Source organism: Paramicrobacterium humi (assembly GCF_900105715.1).
GTDB classification, from domain to species: Bacteria; Actinomycetota; Actinomycetes; order Actinomycetales; family Microbacteriaceae; genus Paramicrobacterium; species Paramicrobacterium humi.
This window is the reverse complement of record NZ_FNRY01000001.1, coordinates 2,402,965-2,420,427: the sequence shown is the minus strand read 5'-3', so window position 1 is coordinate 2,420,427 and position 17,463 is coordinate 2,402,965. Positions and strand designations below refer to the sequence as shown.

The following is a 17,463-nucleotide window of genomic DNA, read 5'->3' as shown; positions in this document are numbered from 1 at the left end:
TCGGGGTGGGCGGAAGCGTCAGACCTCTGATTTGCCGAGGCGCCAATAGCCCATGAAGGCGACGGCGCGACGGTCGAGGCCGGTCTCGGAGACGAGGAACCGGCGAAGCGTCTTCACGGCGCCGGCCTCGCCCGCGATCCAGGCGTACATGTCCTCGGGTCCCGGCGCCGATGCCGGATCGGGGACGTCCCAGAGGATCTCGGCGTCGATGTCGATGTCGCCGAGTTCGATCCGGGTGGCAGAGACCTCACGAACGTGCTCGCGCACCCAGCCGCGCACGGCGTCGACGAGGCGCATCCCGTAGTCGGCGTCCGGGACGGCACGCGGCAGCCAGTGCACGTGAACGCCCTCGGGTGCGCGGACCTCGAGCATGTCCGCCGCACTCGGCACCTCGAGGAAGACCCGGCCGACGGCGTCGCTCGGGAGCTGCGCGAGGATCGCGCTGACCGCAGGCACCGCCGTCTCGTCACCGGCGATCAGCAGGTGCCGCGCGGCTCCGGGGTTCCAGGAGATGCCGACACGCGACTCCCCCGCTCGCGCGTCGGGGCCAACGACGACCGCCCGATCACCGGCGCGCGCCGTCGCCGCCCAGGCAGAGGCGGGACCGCCGTCGCCGTGGGAGACGAAGTCGACGTCGAGCTCACGCTGGTCGCAGCGAATCGCGCGGATCGAGTACGTGCGGAAGGGGTTGCGCTGCTCGTCGGGCAGCTGCCGCCACGCGCCATACCAGTCCGGCCCGGACGGGAACGTGTCGAACCCCGTCGCGGCCAGCGGGAGCACGATCTTGATCCGCTGATCGAGCCCCTCTGTGCCGAAGTGATCGAGCTCGTCGCCCGTGAACGTGATGCGCGTGAAGTGCGGGCTGAGCCGGCGGACGCGGCCGACGGTGAGGTCGAAGTTGCAGAACGCGGGACGCACGGGCGTCAGGGTCGCGGCATCCGTCTCATTCTGCACGTCTCTAGTATGGGTTGCCTAACCTTACTAGCGCAAGCCCTTCAGTGGTCGTCGGGATCTGATCCCGTGCGCTCCCCCGTCTCGAGCTCGGCGATCGCCGCGAGATCTTCGAAATCGAGCTCGAAGCCGAAGACGTCGAGGTTCTCGCGGATGCGTGCGGGCGTGACCGACTTGGGGATCACGACGTTGCCGAGCTGAAGGTGCCAGCGGATGACGATCTGGGCGGCGCTCACGCCGTGCTTGGCGGCGAGCCGACCGAGGGTCTCATCACCGAGCACGCGGCCGCGCGCGAGCGGCGACCACGCCTCGGTGACGATGCCGTGCGTCTCCCCGTACGCGCGGTCCTCATGCTGAGGCAGCCACGGATGCGTCTCGATCTGGTTGACCGCGGGAACGCTCTCGCTCTCGGCGGAGAGCCGCTCGAGGTGGTGGGCGTGGAAGTTCGAGACGCCGATCGAGCGCACGCGGCCGTCGGCGGCGAGCCGCTCGAGCGCGTGCCAGGTCTCGACGTAGCGGTCACGGCTCGGCACGGGCCAGTGGATCAGGTACAGGTCGAGGTAATCGAGACCGAGCAGATCGAGGCTGCGGTCGAACGCCGCGAGCGTGCTGTCGTAGCCGTGGTCGTCGTCCCACACCTTTGTCGTGACGAACAGCTCCTCGCGCGGCACGCCGCTGCGGCGAATGCCCTCGCCCACCGCCTTCTCGTTGCGGTACAGCGTCGCCGTGTCCACGTGCCGATAGCCCGCCTCGAGCGCCGTGAGCACGACGTCGGCGGTCTGCTCGGCCGGCACCTTGTACACGCCGAGCCCGATCTGCGGGATCGTGAATCCGGTGCGGAGGGTCAGGGTGGGGACGGACGCGCTCATGCAGCGAGTCTAGCCACGCAGCCCGTACGGGGCGGGGGTGACGACGTGGTCCGCGGGAACCGCGAGCGCGTGCACGAGGTGCTCGTGCACGGCGGAGACTCCGCGGTAGTGACCGCCGAGCCAGATGTGCGGAGTGTCGCTGCCGCACAGCATCTCGTCGGCCCAGGCGCACACGGCTCGCGCCATCGCCTCACCCGCCGCGCAGCCGCGGCCGCTTCCGGGCGCTCCCGTGCGCGTCGAACGGGTCAGCCAGGTGACGGTCATGCGCGAGGGCACGTCGATGTGCGAGATGTCGGCCGCGGAGGCGACCTCGACGAAGACTCGGCCTCGCGCGCAGTACGGAAGCGACTGCAGCGCGGCCTCGAGCTCGCCGATCGACGACTCGTCGGCGGTCAGCAGGTAGACGTGCCCGATACCGCGAGGATCGCGGCGCGCGTGAGACCCGGTGGCGCGGGTTCGAGTCTGAGTCATAGCGCTCTTAGTATAGCCACACCTAACTTTCCCGGGCCTCGACCGGGTAGCGTCCCGCGATGGCGATGCGATTGAACGCGTTTATCGAGACGAGCACCCACAGAAGCGCCGTGTACGCCTCGGGAGCGAAGACCTCGATCGCGCTCTCGTACACGTCATCGGGCAGCTGGCCGTCGTGAATGAGAGTGACGGATTCGGCGAGCGCGAGCGCCGCCTGCTCGCGGGGCGAATACAGCCTCGCCTCCCGCCACGCGGACAGGACGGTGATGCGCTGTTCCGTCTCGCCCGCCGCGATCGCGCGATCGTGGTGGTAGTCGAGGCAGAAGGCGCAGCCGTTTATCTGCGAGGCCCGCAGCTGCACGAGCTCGAGCAGGCGAGGCTCAAGTCCCGCGTCCGCCGCGATCTTCCCGGTCGTGAGCGAAACCTGCTTGAGCGCCTCGTACGCCTCCCGCTGCGTTCTCGACGGGTGAATGCGCGAAGATGGAGTCATGCACCCATCTTGCACCGCACCTGTGGCGGCGGCGTAACACGGGAGAACGGTGCGCGCGACACCGCGATAATGGTTCGAGTCCATCAAACGGCACGGTGAGGAGCTCGGATGAGCGACACAGAGGATGAATTCCGCTTCCTCGTCGAGGAGGCCGAGGAGTTCGGCATTTCCGGCCCCGTGCCCGCCGCGCGCCGCGATGCACTTCCGGACGGCGATGGACGGGATGTGAGCTTCATCCGATACGGCACCGGCGGACCGGCGGTGACGTTCCTGCACGGCGCGGCTCTCAACGCGCATACGTGGGACGCGACGGCCGTGGCGCTCCACGAGCCGGCTCTCGCGATCGACCTTCCCGGGCACGGGCTCTCGCAGTGGCGCGATGACGTCGACTACCGGCCCGACACCGTCGCGGCATCCGTCTTCGATATCCTCGAGCGGCTCGGGGTCGGCCCTCACGTGCTCGTGGGCCAGTCTCTCGGCGGTCTCGCAGCCGCGATGATCGCGGCGAAGCACCCGGGAGCCGTGCGCGGGCTCGTCGTGGTCGACATCACGCCGGGTGTGACCGCGACCGACGCCGCGATGATCGAGAGCTTCCTGTCGGGGCCGAGCGACTTCGGCAGCCGCGACGAGATCGTCGACTACGCACGATCCTTCGGGATCGGCGTCTCCCGCCGCTCCGTCGCGCGAGGCGTGGAGCTGAACACGCGCGTGCGTGACGACGGACGCGTGGTGTTCCGTCACCACCTCGGCAATCTCGGCGAGGACCGGCCACAGCTCGGCCGGGACTACTCGGCGATCTGGAGCGGCCTCGAGTCGCTCACGATCCCCGTGCTGCTCGTGCGCGGAAGCCGCGGCTTTCTCACCGACGAGCTCGTCGACGAGTTCCTGCGCCGCGTTCCCGGCTCCTCCTCCGTTACCCTCGAAGCCGGGCACAACGTTCAGGAAGACGCCCCGGTCGCACTCGCCGAGGCCATCCGCGGCCTCATCAGCACAGCCGGGAGCGATCAGCCCCGGCCGGAAGACGGCTCGCGCGCGTGAGGCGCGTGCGAGCAAGCGAAAGGAAACGCCCCGCCATGAGAACCCGCCTCGTCGCCGTCGGCGTCGCCGCGATCGCGGCACTGCTGCTGAGCGGCTGCACCGGCTCGACCGACAAACAGCAGGGCCCGGACACCGACGCGACAGTCAACGTCGGCCTCGTGCTTGAGCCGACGGATCTCAACATCCGCCGCACCTCGGGCGCCGCGCTGGACCAAGTGCTCATCGACAACGTCTACGAGGGCCTCGTCTCGCGCACGCCGCAGGGCGAGATCGTCGACACGATAGCGAAGAGCCACGCGATCAGCGACGACGGCCTCACGTACACCTTCGAGATCAACGGCGGCGTCACGTTCCACGACGGCAAGACGATGACGGTGGACGACATCGTCTGGTCGCTCACGCAAGTGAAGGACGACCCGGAGCTGCGCGACCACGAGCTGCTCTCGCACGTGACCGAGATCAGCGCCCCTGACGACCACACGGTCACACTCACGCTGTCCGAACCGGACTCGAACCTGCTGTGGAACCTCTCGGGCCGCGCCGGACTCGTTCTCGAGAAGGCCGCGAAGAACGACCTCGCGACGACGGCGAACGGCACAGGACCGTTCACTCTGGACAGCTGGAAGCAGGGCGACTCGATCACCCTCAAGCGCAACACCGAGTACTGGGGCGACAAGGCGAAGGTCGCCGAAGTCGTATTCGTCTACATCAGCGACACGACGGCAGGCGTGAACGCCGCGCTCGCCGGCGACGTCGACGTGCTCACTGCCGTCGATCCGAACCTGCGCAGCCAGTTCGACGGCACGGACTTCACCGTCACCGAGGGCAAGACGACAGACAAGTACACGCTCGCGTTCAACAACACGAAGGCGCCGCTCGACGACGTCCGCGTGCGCAAGGCGCTGCGCCTCGCCGTCGACCACAAGGCGATCATCGACGCGATCGGCGGAGCGGGCGTGCAGATGGGCGGCCCGATCCCGCCGCTCGATCCCGGCTACGAGGACCTCACCTCGGTTCGACCGTTCGAGCCCGACACGGCGAAGAAGCTCCTCGCCGAGGCCGGTCAGGAGAACCTCAAGCTCACGCTCACGGTTCCGAACATCTACGGCACGACGGTGCCCAACCTCCTCGTCTCCGCCTACAAGAAGGTCGGCGTCACCCTCACCGTCGACTCGGTCGAGTTCTCCACCTGGCTCAACGACGTGTACCAGAACCACGACTACGACTTGAGCTTCGTCGACCATCTCGAGCCCCGCGACTTCGGCAACTGGGCGAATCCGGACTACTATTTCGGCTACGACAACAAAGACGTGCAGAAGCTGTACGCGGAGTCGATCGCGGCCGTCGATCCGGCGGCCGCCGACCAGAAGCTCAAGGAGGCGGCACGCATCGTGGCTGAAGATCACGCCGCCGACTGGTTGTACAACGCGCTCACGCTCACAGCCGTCGGGAAGGGCATCAGCGGCTTCCCCACCGACTCCCCCAATGCGCGTCTCGATCTGAGCTCCCTTGCCGTGACCACGTGACACGATTCGTCCTGACTCGCCTGGTCCTGCTCGTCATCGGACTGTTCGTGGCCAGTGCGCTGATCTTCACGACCCTCCGGGTGCTTCCCGGAGACGTCGCCCAGGTCATCGCCGGAACCGACAGCACTCCCGAGCAGGTCCAGGCGATTCGCGTGTCGCTCGGGCTTGACCGCCCGCTTCCCGCGCAGTACGTCGACTGGATCGGCGGCATCCTCCACGGCGACCTCGGCCGGTCCATGCTCACCGGCAGCTCCGTGACCGATCAGCTGCTGCAGAAGGCGCAGGTCACGGTTCCCCTCGCGCTCCTGTCGCTTCTCATCGCGCTCGTCATCAGCATCCCCCTCGGCATCCTGTCGGCGATCAAGCACCGCGGAGCCGCCGGCGCCGCCATGAGCATGAGCTCGCAGGCGATCGCCGCGATCCCCGTCGTGTGGGCGGGCATGATCCTCGTCGCGGTGTTCGCGGTCACGCTGCACTGGTTCCCGCCGCAGGGCTTTCCGCGCGCCGGCTGGGACGAACCGGCGCGGGCGCTGTACGCGCTGCTGCTTCCCGCACTCACGATCGGCGTCGTGGAGGGAGCGGTGCTGTTGCGCTTCATCCGCTCGGCCGCGCTCGAGGCGATGGGGCAGGACTACGTGCGCACGGCCGCCGCGAAGGGGCTCACGCGCACGCGAGCGCTCATCACGCATGGCCTGCCGAACGTGGCCCTCACCGTCGTCTCCGTGCTCGCCCTGCAGATCGCGGGCCTTCTCGTCGGCGCCGTCATCATCGAACAGCTGTTCAACCTGCCCGGAATCGGCCGAATGCTCGTCGCCGACGTCGGCAATCGCGACCTCGAGAAGGTGCAGGGCGAGATCCTGGCCATGACGGGTCTCGTTCTCGTCATCGGCACGGCCGTCGACATCCTCGCGCGCGTCATCGACCCTCGGCAGCGGGAGAGCGCGGCATGAGCACGCCATCCGTCGATCTCGTCCGCCGCCGAGGCTGGGCGCGCAGTCTGCTGTCCCGGCCGACGGGGCTGTTCGGCCTCGTCACGACCGCGGTCCTGCTCGCGTGCGCCATCGTCTCGCTCTTCTGGACCCCGTACGACCCGATCCTCACCGACGTCGCGAACAAGTGGCAGCCGCCGTCCGCCGCGCACCTGCTCGGCACAGACAACATCGGCCGCGACATCTTCAGCGTTCTGCTCGCCGGTTCGCGCGTGACCGTTCAGGTCGCCGTCGGGTCGGCCGTGGTCGCGGCGATCGTGGGCGTCGTGTTCGCGGCGCTCGGCGCGCTGACGACGCGGTGGGTGCGCGAGATCGTCGCCGTGCTCATCGACATCCTCATCGCATTCCCGACGCTGCTCATCGCCATGATGCTCGCGTCGGCGTTCGGCGGCTCGCTCGCCGTCGTCATCGTCGCCGTCGGCATCAGCTTCGGCGTCAACGTCGGCCGCGTGACCCGACCGGAGATCCGGCGCGTGTCACGCTCGGAGTTCGTCACGGCGGGAATCGCCGCCGGTCTCGGCCCGGTCCGCAACCTTGCGCGGCACGTGCTGCCGAACGTCGCCCCCGTGTTCATCGTGCAGCTGTCGTGGTGCATGGCCGTCGCCGTTCTCGCCGAGGCGGGCCTCTCGTACCTCGGCTACGGCGCGCCGGTCTCGACGCCGTCATGGGGCCGAGTGCTCGCGGAGCTGCAGACATACATCGGCATCCACCCGTGGTCCGTGCTGTGGCCGGGCCTCGCCATCACGTTCACGGTTCTCGGCTTCAATCTGCTCGGCGACGGCCTGCGCGACGCGACCGATCCGCGCCTCGGCCGTCCGGAGGTGATCACCGCATGAGTTTCATGGTGAGTGAGCTGACGATATCGATCGGCGGCCGGACTGTCGTCGACGACGTGAGCTTCACGGTGCCCGACGGCGGCCGCTTCGGCATCATCGGCGAGTCCGGCTCGGGCAAGTCCCTCACGGCGCTCGCGATTCTCGGCCTGCTGCCCGAGGGCGCGACCGCAACGGGCAGCATCCGCCTCGACGGCCGCGAGCTGCTCGGCCTGCGCGAACGCGAGCTCGCGCGCGTGCGGGGGGCCAAGATCGGCATGGTCTTCCAAGAGCCGCGCACGGCGCTCAACCCCATCCGCACGATCGGCAGGCAGATCGCCGAGCCGCTGCGCATCCACGAGGGCATCGGCCGCTCCGAGGCGCGCGCGCGGACCGTGGAGATCGCGCGACTCGTCGCGCTCCCCGACCCGGAGACCATCGTCACACGCTACCCGCACCAGCTCTCGGGGGGTCAGCGGCAGCGAGTCGGCATCGCGATCGCCCTCGCCGCGCGGCCGCGCATCCTCATCGCCGACGAGCCCACGACGGCCCTCGACGTCACGATCCAGGCGGAGATCCTCGCTCTGTTCGACCGGATCGTCGACAGTCTCGGCAGCTCGCTCATCTTCATCACGCACGACCTCGCGGTGCTGCAGTCCGTCGTGGACGAGGCGATGGTGCTCGGCGCCGGGCGCGTCGTGGAGTCCGCGCCGATCAGCGACTTGCTTTCCCGCCCCTCCTCCCCCGTCACGAGAAGGCTTGTGGATGCCGCCCGCGCGACGAGCTGGACGAAACCGGAGCAGCCGTGACCGAACCCCTCTTCCGGCTCAGCGGTCTCACGCGGGACTACTCGCTCCCGCGGGAGTCGATGTTCCAGGCTCCGCGCGTGACGCGCGCGCTCGCTCCGACCGACCTTGTGATCGAGGAGGGCTCCTCGCTCGGCGTGATCGGCGAATCGGGCTCGGGCAAGTCGACGCTCGTGCGGCTCATGCTCGCCCTCGACACGGCGACGGCGGGCACCGTCCGCTTCCGCGGCACGCCCGTGCACCCCGGACGGCGCGCCGCGTGGTTCCGGCGGGAGACCGGGATCGTGTTCCAGGACCCGTACGCCTCCCTCGATCCCCGCATGACGGTGGCTCGCATCATCGCCGAGCCTCTTACCGGCCTCGGCATTCCGGGGAATCACCGGGCCCGAGTGCTTCAAGTGCTCTCCCGGGTCGGTCTCGACGCCGACATGGCAGGCCGCTATCCGCACGAGTTCTCGGGCGGTCAGCGGCAGCGCATCGCCCTCGCGCGCGCGATCGTCCACGAGCCGTGCGTGCTCGTCGGCGACGAGCCGGTCAGCGCCCTCGACGTCACCGTGCGGGCGCAGATCCTCGACCTCCTCCGCGACCTCAAGCAGACGATGGGACTCACCGTCGTCCTCGTCTCGCACGACATCGGCATCGTCCGGGACCTGTGCGAGCGCGTCGCCGTCATGCACGACGGACACATCGTCGAAGAGGGGCCGACGGCGCAGGTGCTGACCCAGCCGGCGCACGACTACACGCGACGGTTGCTCGACGCCGTGCCCGTGCTCGAGATTCCCGGCGAGGGCTGACGACCGCTCAGTCGATGCCGGGCGGTCGGCGCAGCTCCCAGCGCACCGAGCGTTCGAGCTGTCGGCCGAGGGACAGCAGCGTCGCCTCGCCGCCGGGCCGGCCGATCAGCTGAACGCCCATCGGCAGGCCCTCCGCCGTCTGCAGCACGGGAAGAGTGATCGCCGGCAGGCCCGCGACGTTCACGAACGAGGTGTAGGGCTCGTACGCGCACTGCTGCGCGAAGTTGCGGTCGGCGTCCTCGGCGTCGAACCAGCCGAGCGGTCGCGGGGTGAGCGCGAGCGTCGGCGTCATCACGGCGTCGAAGCGGGAGAACTGAGCGATCACGCTTCGCTCGAATGCAGTCAGGGCCATGAGGTGCTCGATGAGCTCCCGCGATGGCATGGCGCGACCACGCTCGAGCAGCGCGCGCGTGAGCGGCTCGAGCAGGTCGAGGGCGTCGCCGTCGACGGGAAGACCGGCCGCCGAGGCGTACCAGACACCGCGGAAGTGCCCGGGATAGCTGCCGTCGTGGTCGAGTCGGAACGTCTCGATGCCGTGCCCGCGGCTCGTCAGCAGCCGCGCGGTCTCGAGAACCGTCTGGGCGGCCTCCGGTGCGACGGTGATCTCCACATCGTCGTCCCACGGCGTGTTCTCGAGGATGCCGATCTGGAACCGGCCCTCGCCGCGAACGGCCGCGCCGAGCAGGTCGCCATCGTTGTCATCGGGGGCGCGCAGGGTGTAGTGATGATCGATGCGGCCGTTGCGGCGCCCGATCATGGCGTCGAGCAGGAAGGCCGCGTCCGTCACGGTTCGGGCGATCGAGCCGCCGACGGCGAGCCCCGCGAGCGAGGAGATGCCGCTCGCGGCGGGCACGAGGCCTCGGGACGGCTTGAGGCCGACGAGACCGCATGCCGCTGCGGGAATACGAATGGAGCCTCCGCCGTCGCTTCCCGGCGCGAACGGCAGCAGGCGGGCGGCGACCGCAGCGGCCGCTCCGCCGCTCGACCCGCCCGCTCCGCGGGTGGGATCCCAAGGATTCCGCACGGGACCGGTGGCGACGGGCTCGGTGTAGCCGGCGAGCCCGAATTCGGGCGTCGCCGTCTTCCCGAGGCTCACCGATCCCGCGGCGTCCAGGACGTCGACGAGCTCGTCGGATGCCGCGGCGACCTGACCGGCGAACACGCGGGAGCCGAAGCCGGTCGGCACGCCGGCGCGGTTCACGAGATCCTTGTCGGCGAGCGGGATCCCCCAGAGAGGCGCGGTGCGCGGCACGGACTCGGCGACGAGCCGGGCACGCTCGCGAGCGGCATCCGCCGTCACCGTCGCGAAAGCGCCGTAGCGCGGCCCCAGCCGTTCGACACGGTCGATCGTGTGCTCGACCAGCTGCGTCGGCGTCGTCTCGCCGCGCTGCAGCGCCGTCCACAGTTCAAGGGCGCTCTCGTCGTGAAGCTCGACCATACGGCTAGCCTACGGAGCCGTAACCGCAGTGTCACTCGAGCGAGCGCTGCAGCAGGTGCACGCCGATCCACGAACCGAACTTGAAGCCCACGTTCTCGAGCCGGCCGACGCGCCGGAAGCCGAAGCGCTCGTGCAGTGCGAGCGACGCTTCCGCTCCCGTGTCACTCACGACGGCGACGACCTGCGCGATCCCCGCTGCGCGAGACCGCTCGAGCAGCGCGGTCAGCAGGTCGGTTCCGAGCCCTCGCCCGGTGAGCGCGGGGTCAAGGTAGATCGAGTTCTCGACAGTGTGCCGGTAGGCCCGTTTCGCCTTCCACGGCTCGACGTACGCGTAGCCGGCGACGGTTCCCTCCGGCGTCTCCGCCACGAGGAACGGCCGCTCCGCGTCGCGAGCGGCCGCGAGCTTGCTCTGCCAGTGGGAGCTGTCGGGCACGACCTCGTCGAACGTGATGCAGCTCTCCCGCACGTAGTGGGCGTAGATCTCCGCGATGCGCTCGAGATCGGGCTGGGTCGCCGGGCGGATGACTGCGCGCACGGTGGAGGCTCGGGGCGTGAGGGTGTCGGTCACGTTCAGGATGCTACGCCCCTCGTGTTTCACGAATGTGACGGTTCGAGGCCCCAGTCGACAGCGCTCGCCCCCTGCTGTTCGAGAAGGGCGTTCACGCGCGAGAACGGGCGGGAGCCGAAGAAGCCGCGCGAGGCCGAGAGCGGGCTCGGGTGGGCGCTCGCCACCACGGGGACGCCGGTGAGCATGGGGGTGAGGCTCTGCGCGTCACGGCCCCAGAGAACGGCGACGAGCGGGGCGGCGCGCTCCACGAGCACGCGAATCGCGTGCTCCGTCACAGCCTCCCAGCCCTTGCCACGGTGGGAGGCCGGAGCGCCGGGACGTACCGTGAGGACCCGGTTGAGCAGCATGACGCCGTTGCGCGTCCAGGGCGTGAGATCGCCGTGCGCGGCAGGCGGAATACCGAGGTCCTCGTGAAGCTCCCGGTAGATGTTCTGCAGGCTGCGCGGCAGAGGACGCACGAGCGGGTCCACGGCGAACGACAAGCCGATCGGGTGCCCCGGGGTCGGGTACGGGTCCTGGCCGACGATGAGCACGCGCACGTCGTCGAGGGGCTGCGCGAAGGCCCGCAGCACGTTCGCGCCGCTCGGCAGGTAGTCGTGTCCCTCCCGCCGCTCGGCGCGCAGAAAGTCGCCCATCGCGGCGATGTCGTCGGCGACGGGCTCGAGCGCCCGCGCCCACCCGGGATCCATGGCGCCCGTCGCCGCGAGGTGCGCGAGGCTGCGGTCGGGCATCAGCCCGCCGCCGCCGTCGTGACGACGACCCCGTGCTCGCTGGAGAACACCTGCCACACCGAGCCGGAGCCGACGACGCGCAGTCCCCCGTCGCTCACGACGAGAGCTGTGTCCTCGTCGATGGCGACGCCTCCCTCGACGACACCGGCCTCGGTCGCCGCGACAAGCCGGCCGAGCGTGCCCCACTGGGCGGCGTGCACTTCGACGGTGATGTCGACAAGACCGATTCCGGACGCGACCTCGAGCTCGTCGATTCCCTCTCCGATCATCTCGGGCGCCACGGGAACGTCGCCGATGCGGTAGCCGCCGATGAGCGCCTTCTCCGCGGCGAGCAGCGCTCCCGCCGATACCCCGAAGTACGGGGTTCCGGCCGCGACACGACGTCGGATCTCGCCGACGACAGGTTGCAGGGCACGCAGGTAGTCGGGAGTGGGACCGCCGGCGACGTAGATCCCGTCGGTGTCGACGAGGTCGGCGAGGATCGCCTCCTGGTCGGACCGGTAGGCGCGGATGACCGGCTCGCACGCGCCGGCGTCCGTGAGCGATTCGGCGATCTCGTCGGTGAAGAAGCTGCCGTGCCCCGTGTCGATCGCGACGACAGCGATGCGCGGAACTTCGCGAGTGGTCTGCTGGGAGCGCACGGCGGCCTCGGCCACGAACTCGGCGAGGTCGACATCGCCTCCACCGCACAGGAAGATGCTCACGAGTTCTCCTTCGTCACGGGCGGAAGCGCCGACCAGGGGAACGTGATCCACTTGTCGGTGCGCCGCCACACGTAGTCCGGTTCGAGAACGGTCCGCGGCTTCGAGTACAGCGTGACCGAGCGGACGTCGGCGCCGTGCCCGGTCAGGATGTCGACGACGAGGCGCAGCGTGCGACCGGAGTCCGAGACGTCATCGACGAGCAGAACGCGTTTCCCGCTCAGCGCCGGAGCGTCAAGCGCCGGCGGAAGCAGCACAGGCTCGGGCAGCGTCTTGTCGATGTCGGTGTAGAACTCCACGTTGATGCTTCCGCAGCTCTTCGTGCCGAGCGCGTACGCGACGGCGCCCGCGAGCAGCAGCCCGCCGCGTGCGACAGCGACGACGATGTCGGGCGCGAATCCGCTCGCGTGCACCGTGCGGGCGAGGTCACGGGCGGCTTCGCCGAAGTCGTCCCAGCCGAGCACTTCCCTCTCGTCGCTCATCGCGCGACCTTGAGCGGGCCCTTCGCGACCTTGTGCGGCGCAGCCTGGGCGACCGGTTTGACGGTGACGCTGTCGATGTTCACGTGCGGCGGAAGGTCGAGGGCGTGCGCGATGGTCTCGGCGATGTCCTCGGCCGTGAGCGGCTCGGGGACCTCGGCGTACACGGCATCCGCCTTCGCCTTGTCGCCGCCGAAGCGCACAAGGGAGAACTCCTCCGTATGCACCATCCCTGGTGCTACGTCAATGACGCGGATCGGCTCCCCCGCCAGTTCGAGCCGGAGCACTTCCATCACGGCGCGCTGCGCGAATTTCGCCGCGTTGTAGCCGCCGCCGCCCTCATAGGCGACCTGCCCGGCGATCGAGGTGATGCCGACGATGGATGCCGCCTTCCCGGGCTCGATCGAGCGGCGAAGCACCGGAAGCAGGGCCGAGACTACGCGCTTCGTGCCGAGTACGTTGATGGCGTACATGCGCTCCCAGTCAGCCACCGACGAGTCCTCCACGCTCGCGAGCCCGAACGCGCCTCCCGCGTTGTTGACGACCGCGTCGGCACCTCCCGTCGACGCGACGAACTCGGCGAGCGCGTCCACGTCATCCTGCACCGTCAGGTCGGCCGTGAACACGCGCGCTCCGGTCTGCTCCTCCAGCGCCGCGAGCCGGTCGGCGCGACGCGCGACGCCCACCACGTCCCAGCCGCGGGAGCGGAGCTCCACGACCGTTGCCCAACCGATTCCGGAACTCGCCCCGGTGACCACTGCACGCTTGAATGTCATGCCCCAAGCCTAAGAGCTCTGCCTGCCGCCCGCCGATTTCGAGCCATGTGCAGCGAGCCTCTCGCGCAGCCAGCCGAGAGCGGCGATCCCTTCGTCGAATTGGAATTCCCGGATCGTCGGCATGTTCGGCGGCGCCGGCAGTCGGGCGGCATCGAAGAATCCGCCCGCAAGTCCGGCGAGCGCCGCGTCGATCTGTCGCGGCAGCGCTCCCCGGAAAACCGAATGCGAGGCGACCACATCATCGATGTCACCACGGCCGAGCCGGCGCCGCATGTCGAGCAGGTAGGTGAGCGCGTCGAACCACGCGGCGCCGACGCAGGTGCAGAGCGTGGGCGCCCGGGTCTCGCGTGCGGCTCGCCGTCTTCACGAAGGCGCGCCGGCCCGTCGCGGTGACGACCCGGTCGGCGCTCCCGGGTGAGGAGCCGCCCGGCTGTGAGACCGCGCCCGTGATCGGCGAGCCGAGAGCCTCCTCCACCGCGTGCACAAGCGAGCGAGGCAGAGCGTCCCACGGCATCCGGGCGGATCCGCGACAGGTCATGCTGGGTTCACACCCACAGGCTTGGAACGTCGTACTTCCGCATCCGCTCGTCGGCCGTCACGACGGTCGCGCCCTCGAGCTTCGCCTGAGCGAGAAGGAGCCTGTCGAACGGGTCGCCGTGAATCCAGGGAAGCTTCTCGACGGCCGCGGCGTGTTCCGCGGTCACGGGGCGATGATCGAAGCCCAGGCTGTTGAGCGCACGCGGCCACCGGTCTTCGATCTCCAGTTTTCCGAGAGAGCGCTTGATGGCGATTTCCCACACGCTCGCTGCGCTCACCAGTACGGCGTTTCCCGTGTCCTCTATACGATCGACGATCGCCTGCGGTATGCGCGAACGGTCGCCGAGCAGGAGCCAGAGCACCACATTCGTATCGAGGAGAAGTCGCATCAGGACGCGTAGTCCTCAAGCTCGCGCGGGATCTCGTCGAAGTCGGACGCCAGCCGACCTTGCACGTCCCCCCAGATCTGGCGACGCGCCGCCTGGGGCAGTGCCGACGTCAGCAGGGCGACCCGCACCTGCCCGCGCTTGATCACGACGGTCTCGCCCGCCTCCACCCGGCGGAGCAGCCGAGAGAGGTGCGTCTTGGCTTCCTGAACCGTGACCTCCATAGGGCCGCGAATAGTTGACCAACCCATGTTGGTCAACTACTTCCGGCGCAGCTGTGACGACACTGCGCCGACGCGGCTCCGCACGGCCGACGCACTGCGTTACGTCATGTTTCGGCTTCCCTGTTGACACGACGCGAGCGCGCGTACTCTCGGGGGAACGCATCCCGTCACAGAGACGCCACCCGAACGAAATGGGATTACCATGACCGACACTTCGCCCGACTGGAAGTTCGAAACCCTTCAGATCCACGCCGGCGCCGCTCCCGACCCGGTGACCAAGGCCCGCGCCACACCGATCTACCAGACGACGAGCTACGTGTTCGACAACACCGAGCACGCGAAGAACCTCTTCGCGCTCGCCGAATTCGGCAACATCTACACGCGCATCCAGAACCCCACGCAGGACGTCGTCGAGCAGCGCGTCGCGGCGCTCGAGGGGGGCACCGGAGCCCTCCTGCTCGCGTCCGGCCAGGCGGCATCCACGTTCGCGATCCTGAACATCGCGCAGGCGGGCGACCACATCGTGTCGTCGTCGTCGATCTACGGCGGCACCTACAACCTGCTCAAGTACACCCTCGCGAAGCTCGGCATCGAGACGACGTTCGTGGAGGACCAGGACGACCTCGACGAGTGGCGCCGCGCCGTTCGCCCGAACACGAAGGCCCTCTTCGCCGAGACGATCGGGAACCCGCGCATCAACGTCCTCGACATCGAGGGCGTCGCGGAGATCGCGCACAGCAACGACGTACCGCTCATCGTCGACAACACGATCGCGACACCGTACCTCATCAAGCCCCTCGAGCACGGCGCCGACATCGTCACGCATTCCGCGACGAAGTTCCTCGGCGGCCACGGAACCGTCATCGGCGGCGTCATCGTCGACGGCGGAAAATTCGAGTGGTCGAAGCACGTCGACAAGTTCCCCGGCCTCACCGAGCCCGACCCCTCGTACCACGGGGCGAGCTACACGACGGTTCTCGGCGATTCGATCGCCTACATCATCAAGGCGCGCGTGCAGCTGCTCCGCGACCTCGGCTCCGCTATCGCTCCGGCGAGCGCGTGGCAGCTCATCCAGGGGATCGAGACGCTCTCGCTCCGCGTGGAGCGCCACGTGCAGAACACGCAGGACATCGCGGAATGGCTTGACCAGCACCCCGACATCGCGAGCGTGAACTACGCCGGCCTGCCTTCGAGCCCGTGGTATGCGAACGCGAACAAGTACGCGCCCAAGGGCGTCGGCGCGGTGCTGTCGTTCGAGCTCAAGGGCGGCGTCGACGCCGGTCGCGAGTTCGTGAACAGCCTGCAGCTGTTCTCCCACCTCGCGAACATCGGCGATGTCCGCTCGCTCGTGATTCACCCCGCGTCGACGACGCACTCGCAGCTCACCCCGGAGCAGCAGCTCACGACCGGTGTGACGCCCGGCCTTGTGCGGCTCTCGGTCGGGCTTGAGAACGTGGAGGACCTCAAGGCGGACCTCGAACAGGCCTTCGCCGCGGCCCGACGCGTCGTGGAGGCGGCCCGCTAGTCCAGCGTCTCTCGAGCCGCCGGCGCCCCTCGGGGTGTCCGGCGGCTCGTGCTCTCGGGCGGCGCTCGCGTGTAACAATGCCCGCGTCGCGGGCGCCGACGGCGAGAATTGAACTATGCATTCGCAGCGTTCCGATGACACCGTTCCGTGGAGCTTCGTCACCGCGGCGGAGACGCGAACCGTCATCGGACGACCGCCCGCCACGGGGGCGTGGCGCGACGGTGATCCTGCGGGAGATCGGGTATTCGCTGACCTCGGCGCGTTCAGCTTCGAGGCGGGCGGATTCGTGCCGCATGTGCGCCTCGCCTACGAGACCTGGGGAACCCTCAACGAGGAGCGCGACAACGCCGTTCTCGTGCTGCACGCGCTCACCGGCGACTCGCACGTGCGCGGACCCGCAGGTCGAGGCCACGCCACCGCCGGCTGGTGGGAGGACGTCGTCGGTCCGGGCCTTCCCGTCGACACCGATCGCTACTTCGTCGTCGCCCCCAACATGCTCGGCGGCTGCCAGGGCTCCACCGGACCGGCGAGCTTCGCGCCCGACGGCTACGAATGGGCCACCCGGTTTCCCTACACAACAGTGCGCGACCAGGTTCAGGCTCAGGCGATGCTCGGCGAGCACCTCGGGATCCGGGCATGGGAGGCCGTCATCGGCGGCTCAATGGGCGGAATGCACGCGCTCGAGTGGGGCGTCAGCTACCCCGAGAAGGTGAGACGGCTCGCTGTGCTCGCCGCACCGCCCGAGACGACGGCCGACCAGGTCGCGCAGAACACGGTGCAGATCGAGGCCGTGCGAACGGATCCCTACTTCAACGGCGGACACTACTACGACGCCGCAGACGGCGACGGCCCGCACCGCGGCCTGGCCCTCGCACGGCGCCTGGCAATGATCAACTACCGCAGCCCCCACGAGCTGAACCAGCGCTTCGGCCGCACATGGCAGTCCGAGATCAGCCCTCTCGGCCGCGGCGGGCGCTTCGCGGTCGAGTCCTACATCGACTTCCACGGCAACAAGTTCACCCGGCGCTTCGACGCGAACAGCTACACAGTGCTCGTCGAGGCCATGAACTCGCACGATGTCGGCCGCGACCGCGACGGCCTCTCCGCAGCGCTGTCTCGGGTGACCATGCCCACCCTCGTTCTCGGGATCGACAGTGATCGACTCTTCCCGCTACCCGGGCAGGAGTTCATCGCGGCGCAGGTGCCGGGGAACATCGACGGTGACGCCCCTGCAGTACTGTCATCGCCCTTCGGTCACGATGCGTTCCTGATCGAGCATGAGGCCGTCGGAACTCACCTGCGACGCCTGCTCAGCGCCTGAACAGGCTGCACATAGACTGTCATCGGAGCTC

Annotated in this window: 22 protein-coding genes; 8 read left to right on the top strand and 14 right to left on the bottom strand. The window is 69.1% G+C overall.

Annotated features, from left to right (window positions below; all coding sequences use genetic code 11):
- Positions 1-18 precede the first annotated feature (18 nt).
- Genes BLV49_RS12060 through BLV49_RS12045 form a run of 4 tightly spaced genes read right to left on the bottom strand, consistent with a single transcriptional unit; the run spans position 19 to position 2,781 of the window.
- A complete protein-coding gene (locus BLV49_RS12060) occupies positions 19-954 on the bottom strand; it encodes a siderophore-interacting protein (RefSeq protein ID WP_245723634.1) in 936 nt (311 codons plus the stop codon).
- A gap of 41 nt (positions 955-995) precedes the next feature.
- Positions 996-1,820, bottom strand: coding sequence for an aldo/keto reductase (locus BLV49_RS12055; protein ID WP_091184654.1), 825 nt, complete (start codon positions 1,818-1,820; stop codon positions 996-998).
- Between the two features lie 9 nt (positions 1,821-1,829).
- A complete protein-coding gene (locus BLV49_RS12050; RefSeq protein WP_091184651.1) occupies positions 1,830-2,291 on the bottom strand; it encodes an SIP domain-containing protein in 462 nt (153 codons plus the stop codon).
- A gap of 22 nt (positions 2,292-2,313) precedes the next feature.
- A complete protein-coding gene (locus tag BLV49_RS12045) occupies positions 2,314-2,781 on the bottom strand; it encodes a carboxymuconolactone decarboxylase family protein (RefSeq protein ID WP_091184648.1) in 468 nt (155 codons plus the stop codon).
- Positions 2,782-2,889: 108 nt separating this feature from the next.
- On the opposite strand from BLV49_RS12045, the gene BLV49_RS12040 reads away from it, so the two are divergent.
- Genes BLV49_RS12040 through BLV49_RS12015 form a run of 6 tightly spaced genes read left to right on the top strand, consistent with a single transcriptional unit; the run spans position 2,890 to position 8,746 of the window.
- Positions 2,890-3,819, top strand: coding sequence for an alpha/beta fold hydrolase (locus BLV49_RS12040; RefSeq protein WP_091184645.1), 930 nt, complete (start codon positions 2,890-2,892; stop codon positions 3,817-3,819).
- A 35-nt stretch (positions 3,820-3,854) separates the two neighbouring features.
- Positions 3,855-5,345 carry an ABC transporter substrate-binding protein gene (locus BLV49_RS12035; RefSeq protein ID WP_091184642.1) on the top strand — a complete coding sequence of 497 codons (1,491 nt, stop codon included), beginning with the start codon at positions 3,855-3,857 and terminating at the stop codon, positions 5,343-5,345.
- Positions 5,342-6,295 carry an ABC transporter permease gene (locus BLV49_RS12030; protein WP_091184639.1) on the top strand — a complete coding sequence of 318 codons (954 nt, stop codon included), beginning with the start codon at positions 5,342-5,344 and terminating at the stop codon, positions 6,293-6,295. The genes BLV49_RS12035 and BLV49_RS12030 overlap by 4 nt, the downstream gene beginning before the upstream one ends.
- Entirely contained in the window at positions 6,292-7,170 is an 879-nt protein-coding gene (locus BLV49_RS12025) for an ABC transporter permease (RefSeq protein ID WP_091184637.1), read from the top strand. The genes BLV49_RS12030 and BLV49_RS12025 overlap by 4 nt, the downstream gene beginning before the upstream one ends.
- Positions 7,167-7,955, top strand: coding sequence for an ABC transporter ATP-binding protein (locus BLV49_RS12020; protein WP_091184634.1), 789 nt, complete (start codon positions 7,167-7,169; stop codon positions 7,953-7,955). Before BLV49_RS12025 ends, BLV49_RS12020 begins: the two co-directional genes overlap by 4 nt.
- Entirely contained in the window at positions 7,952-8,746 is a 795-nt protein-coding gene (locus BLV49_RS12015; protein WP_434061458.1) for an ABC transporter ATP-binding protein, read from the top strand. Before BLV49_RS12020 ends, BLV49_RS12015 begins: the two co-directional genes overlap by 4 nt.
- Before the next feature lie 7 nt (positions 8,747-8,753).
- On the opposite strand, the gene BLV49_RS12010 is transcribed toward BLV49_RS12015, so the two are convergent.
- From BLV49_RS12010 to BLV49_RS11965, 10 genes are read right to left on the bottom strand one after another with little or no spacing between them, the layout of a single operon-like run.
- Positions 8,754-10,184: an amidase gene (locus BLV49_RS12010; protein ID WP_091184631.1), complete on the bottom strand. Its 1,431-nt coding sequence runs from the start codon at positions 10,182-10,184 to the stop codon at positions 8,754-8,756.
- A gap of 31 nt (positions 10,185-10,215) precedes the next feature.
- A complete protein-coding gene (locus BLV49_RS12005) occupies positions 10,216-10,752 on the bottom strand; it encodes a GNAT family N-acetyltransferase (protein WP_245723633.1) in 537 nt (178 codons plus the stop codon).
- Between the two features lie 26 nt (positions 10,753-10,778).
- Positions 10,779-11,483, bottom strand: a complete 705-nt coding sequence (locus tag BLV49_RS12000) for a uracil-DNA glycosylase (protein WP_091184628.1) — start codon at positions 11,481-11,483, stop codon at positions 10,779-10,781.
- A complete protein-coding gene (locus BLV49_RS11995; protein WP_091184624.1) occupies positions 11,483-12,187 on the bottom strand; it encodes a Type 1 glutamine amidotransferase-like domain-containing protein in 705 nt (234 codons plus the stop codon). The genes BLV49_RS12000 and BLV49_RS11995 overlap by 1 nt, the downstream gene beginning before the upstream one ends.
- Positions 12,184-12,666: a phosphoribosyltransferase gene (locus tag BLV49_RS11990; RefSeq protein WP_091184621.1), complete on the bottom strand. Its 483-nt coding sequence runs from the start codon at positions 12,664-12,666 to the stop codon at positions 12,184-12,186. The genes BLV49_RS11995 and BLV49_RS11990 overlap by 4 nt, the downstream gene beginning before the upstream one ends.
- Positions 12,663-13,439, bottom strand: a complete 777-nt coding sequence (locus tag BLV49_RS11985) for an SDR family oxidoreductase (RefSeq protein ID WP_091184617.1) — start codon at positions 13,437-13,439, stop codon at positions 12,663-12,665. The genes BLV49_RS11990 and BLV49_RS11985 overlap by 4 nt, the downstream gene beginning before the upstream one ends.
- Before the next feature lie 9 nt (positions 13,440-13,448).
- Positions 13,449-13,676, bottom strand: coding sequence for a hypothetical protein (locus BLV49_RS11980; protein WP_143034052.1), 228 nt, complete (start codon positions 13,674-13,676; stop codon positions 13,449-13,451).
- A gap of 10 nt (positions 13,677-13,686) precedes the next feature.
- Positions 13,687-13,977 (bottom strand): hypothetical protein, encoded by a 291-nt coding sequence (locus tag BLV49_RS11975; protein WP_143034051.1) that lies wholly within the window; start codon positions 13,975-13,977, stop codon positions 13,687-13,689.
- Between the two features lie 7 nt (positions 13,978-13,984).
- Entirely contained in the window at positions 13,985-14,365 is a 381-nt protein-coding gene (locus BLV49_RS11970) for a type II toxin-antitoxin system VapC family toxin (protein ID WP_091184606.1), read from the bottom strand.
- Entirely contained in the window at positions 14,365-14,613 is a 249-nt protein-coding gene (locus tag BLV49_RS11965; RefSeq protein ID WP_218132628.1) for a type II toxin-antitoxin system Phd/YefM family antitoxin, read from the bottom strand. The genes BLV49_RS11970 and BLV49_RS11965 overlap by 1 nt, the downstream gene beginning before the upstream one ends.
- Positions 14,614-14,788: 175 nt before the next feature.
- Between BLV49_RS11965 and BLV49_RS11960 the strand changes: the two genes are divergently transcribed.
- Positions 14,789-16,111: a bifunctional o-acetylhomoserine/o-acetylserine sulfhydrylase gene (locus tag BLV49_RS11960; RefSeq protein ID WP_091184598.1), complete on the top strand. Its 1,323-nt coding sequence runs from the start codon at positions 14,789-14,791 to the stop codon at positions 16,109-16,111.
- 115 nt (positions 16,112-16,226) lie between these two features.
- Positions 16,227-17,432, top strand: coding sequence for a homoserine O-acetyltransferase MetX (gene metX / locus BLV49_RS11955; RefSeq protein ID WP_091184593.1), 1,206 nt, complete (start codon positions 16,227-16,229; stop codon positions 17,430-17,432).
- The last annotated feature ends 31 nt before the right edge of the window (positions 17,433-17,463 follow it).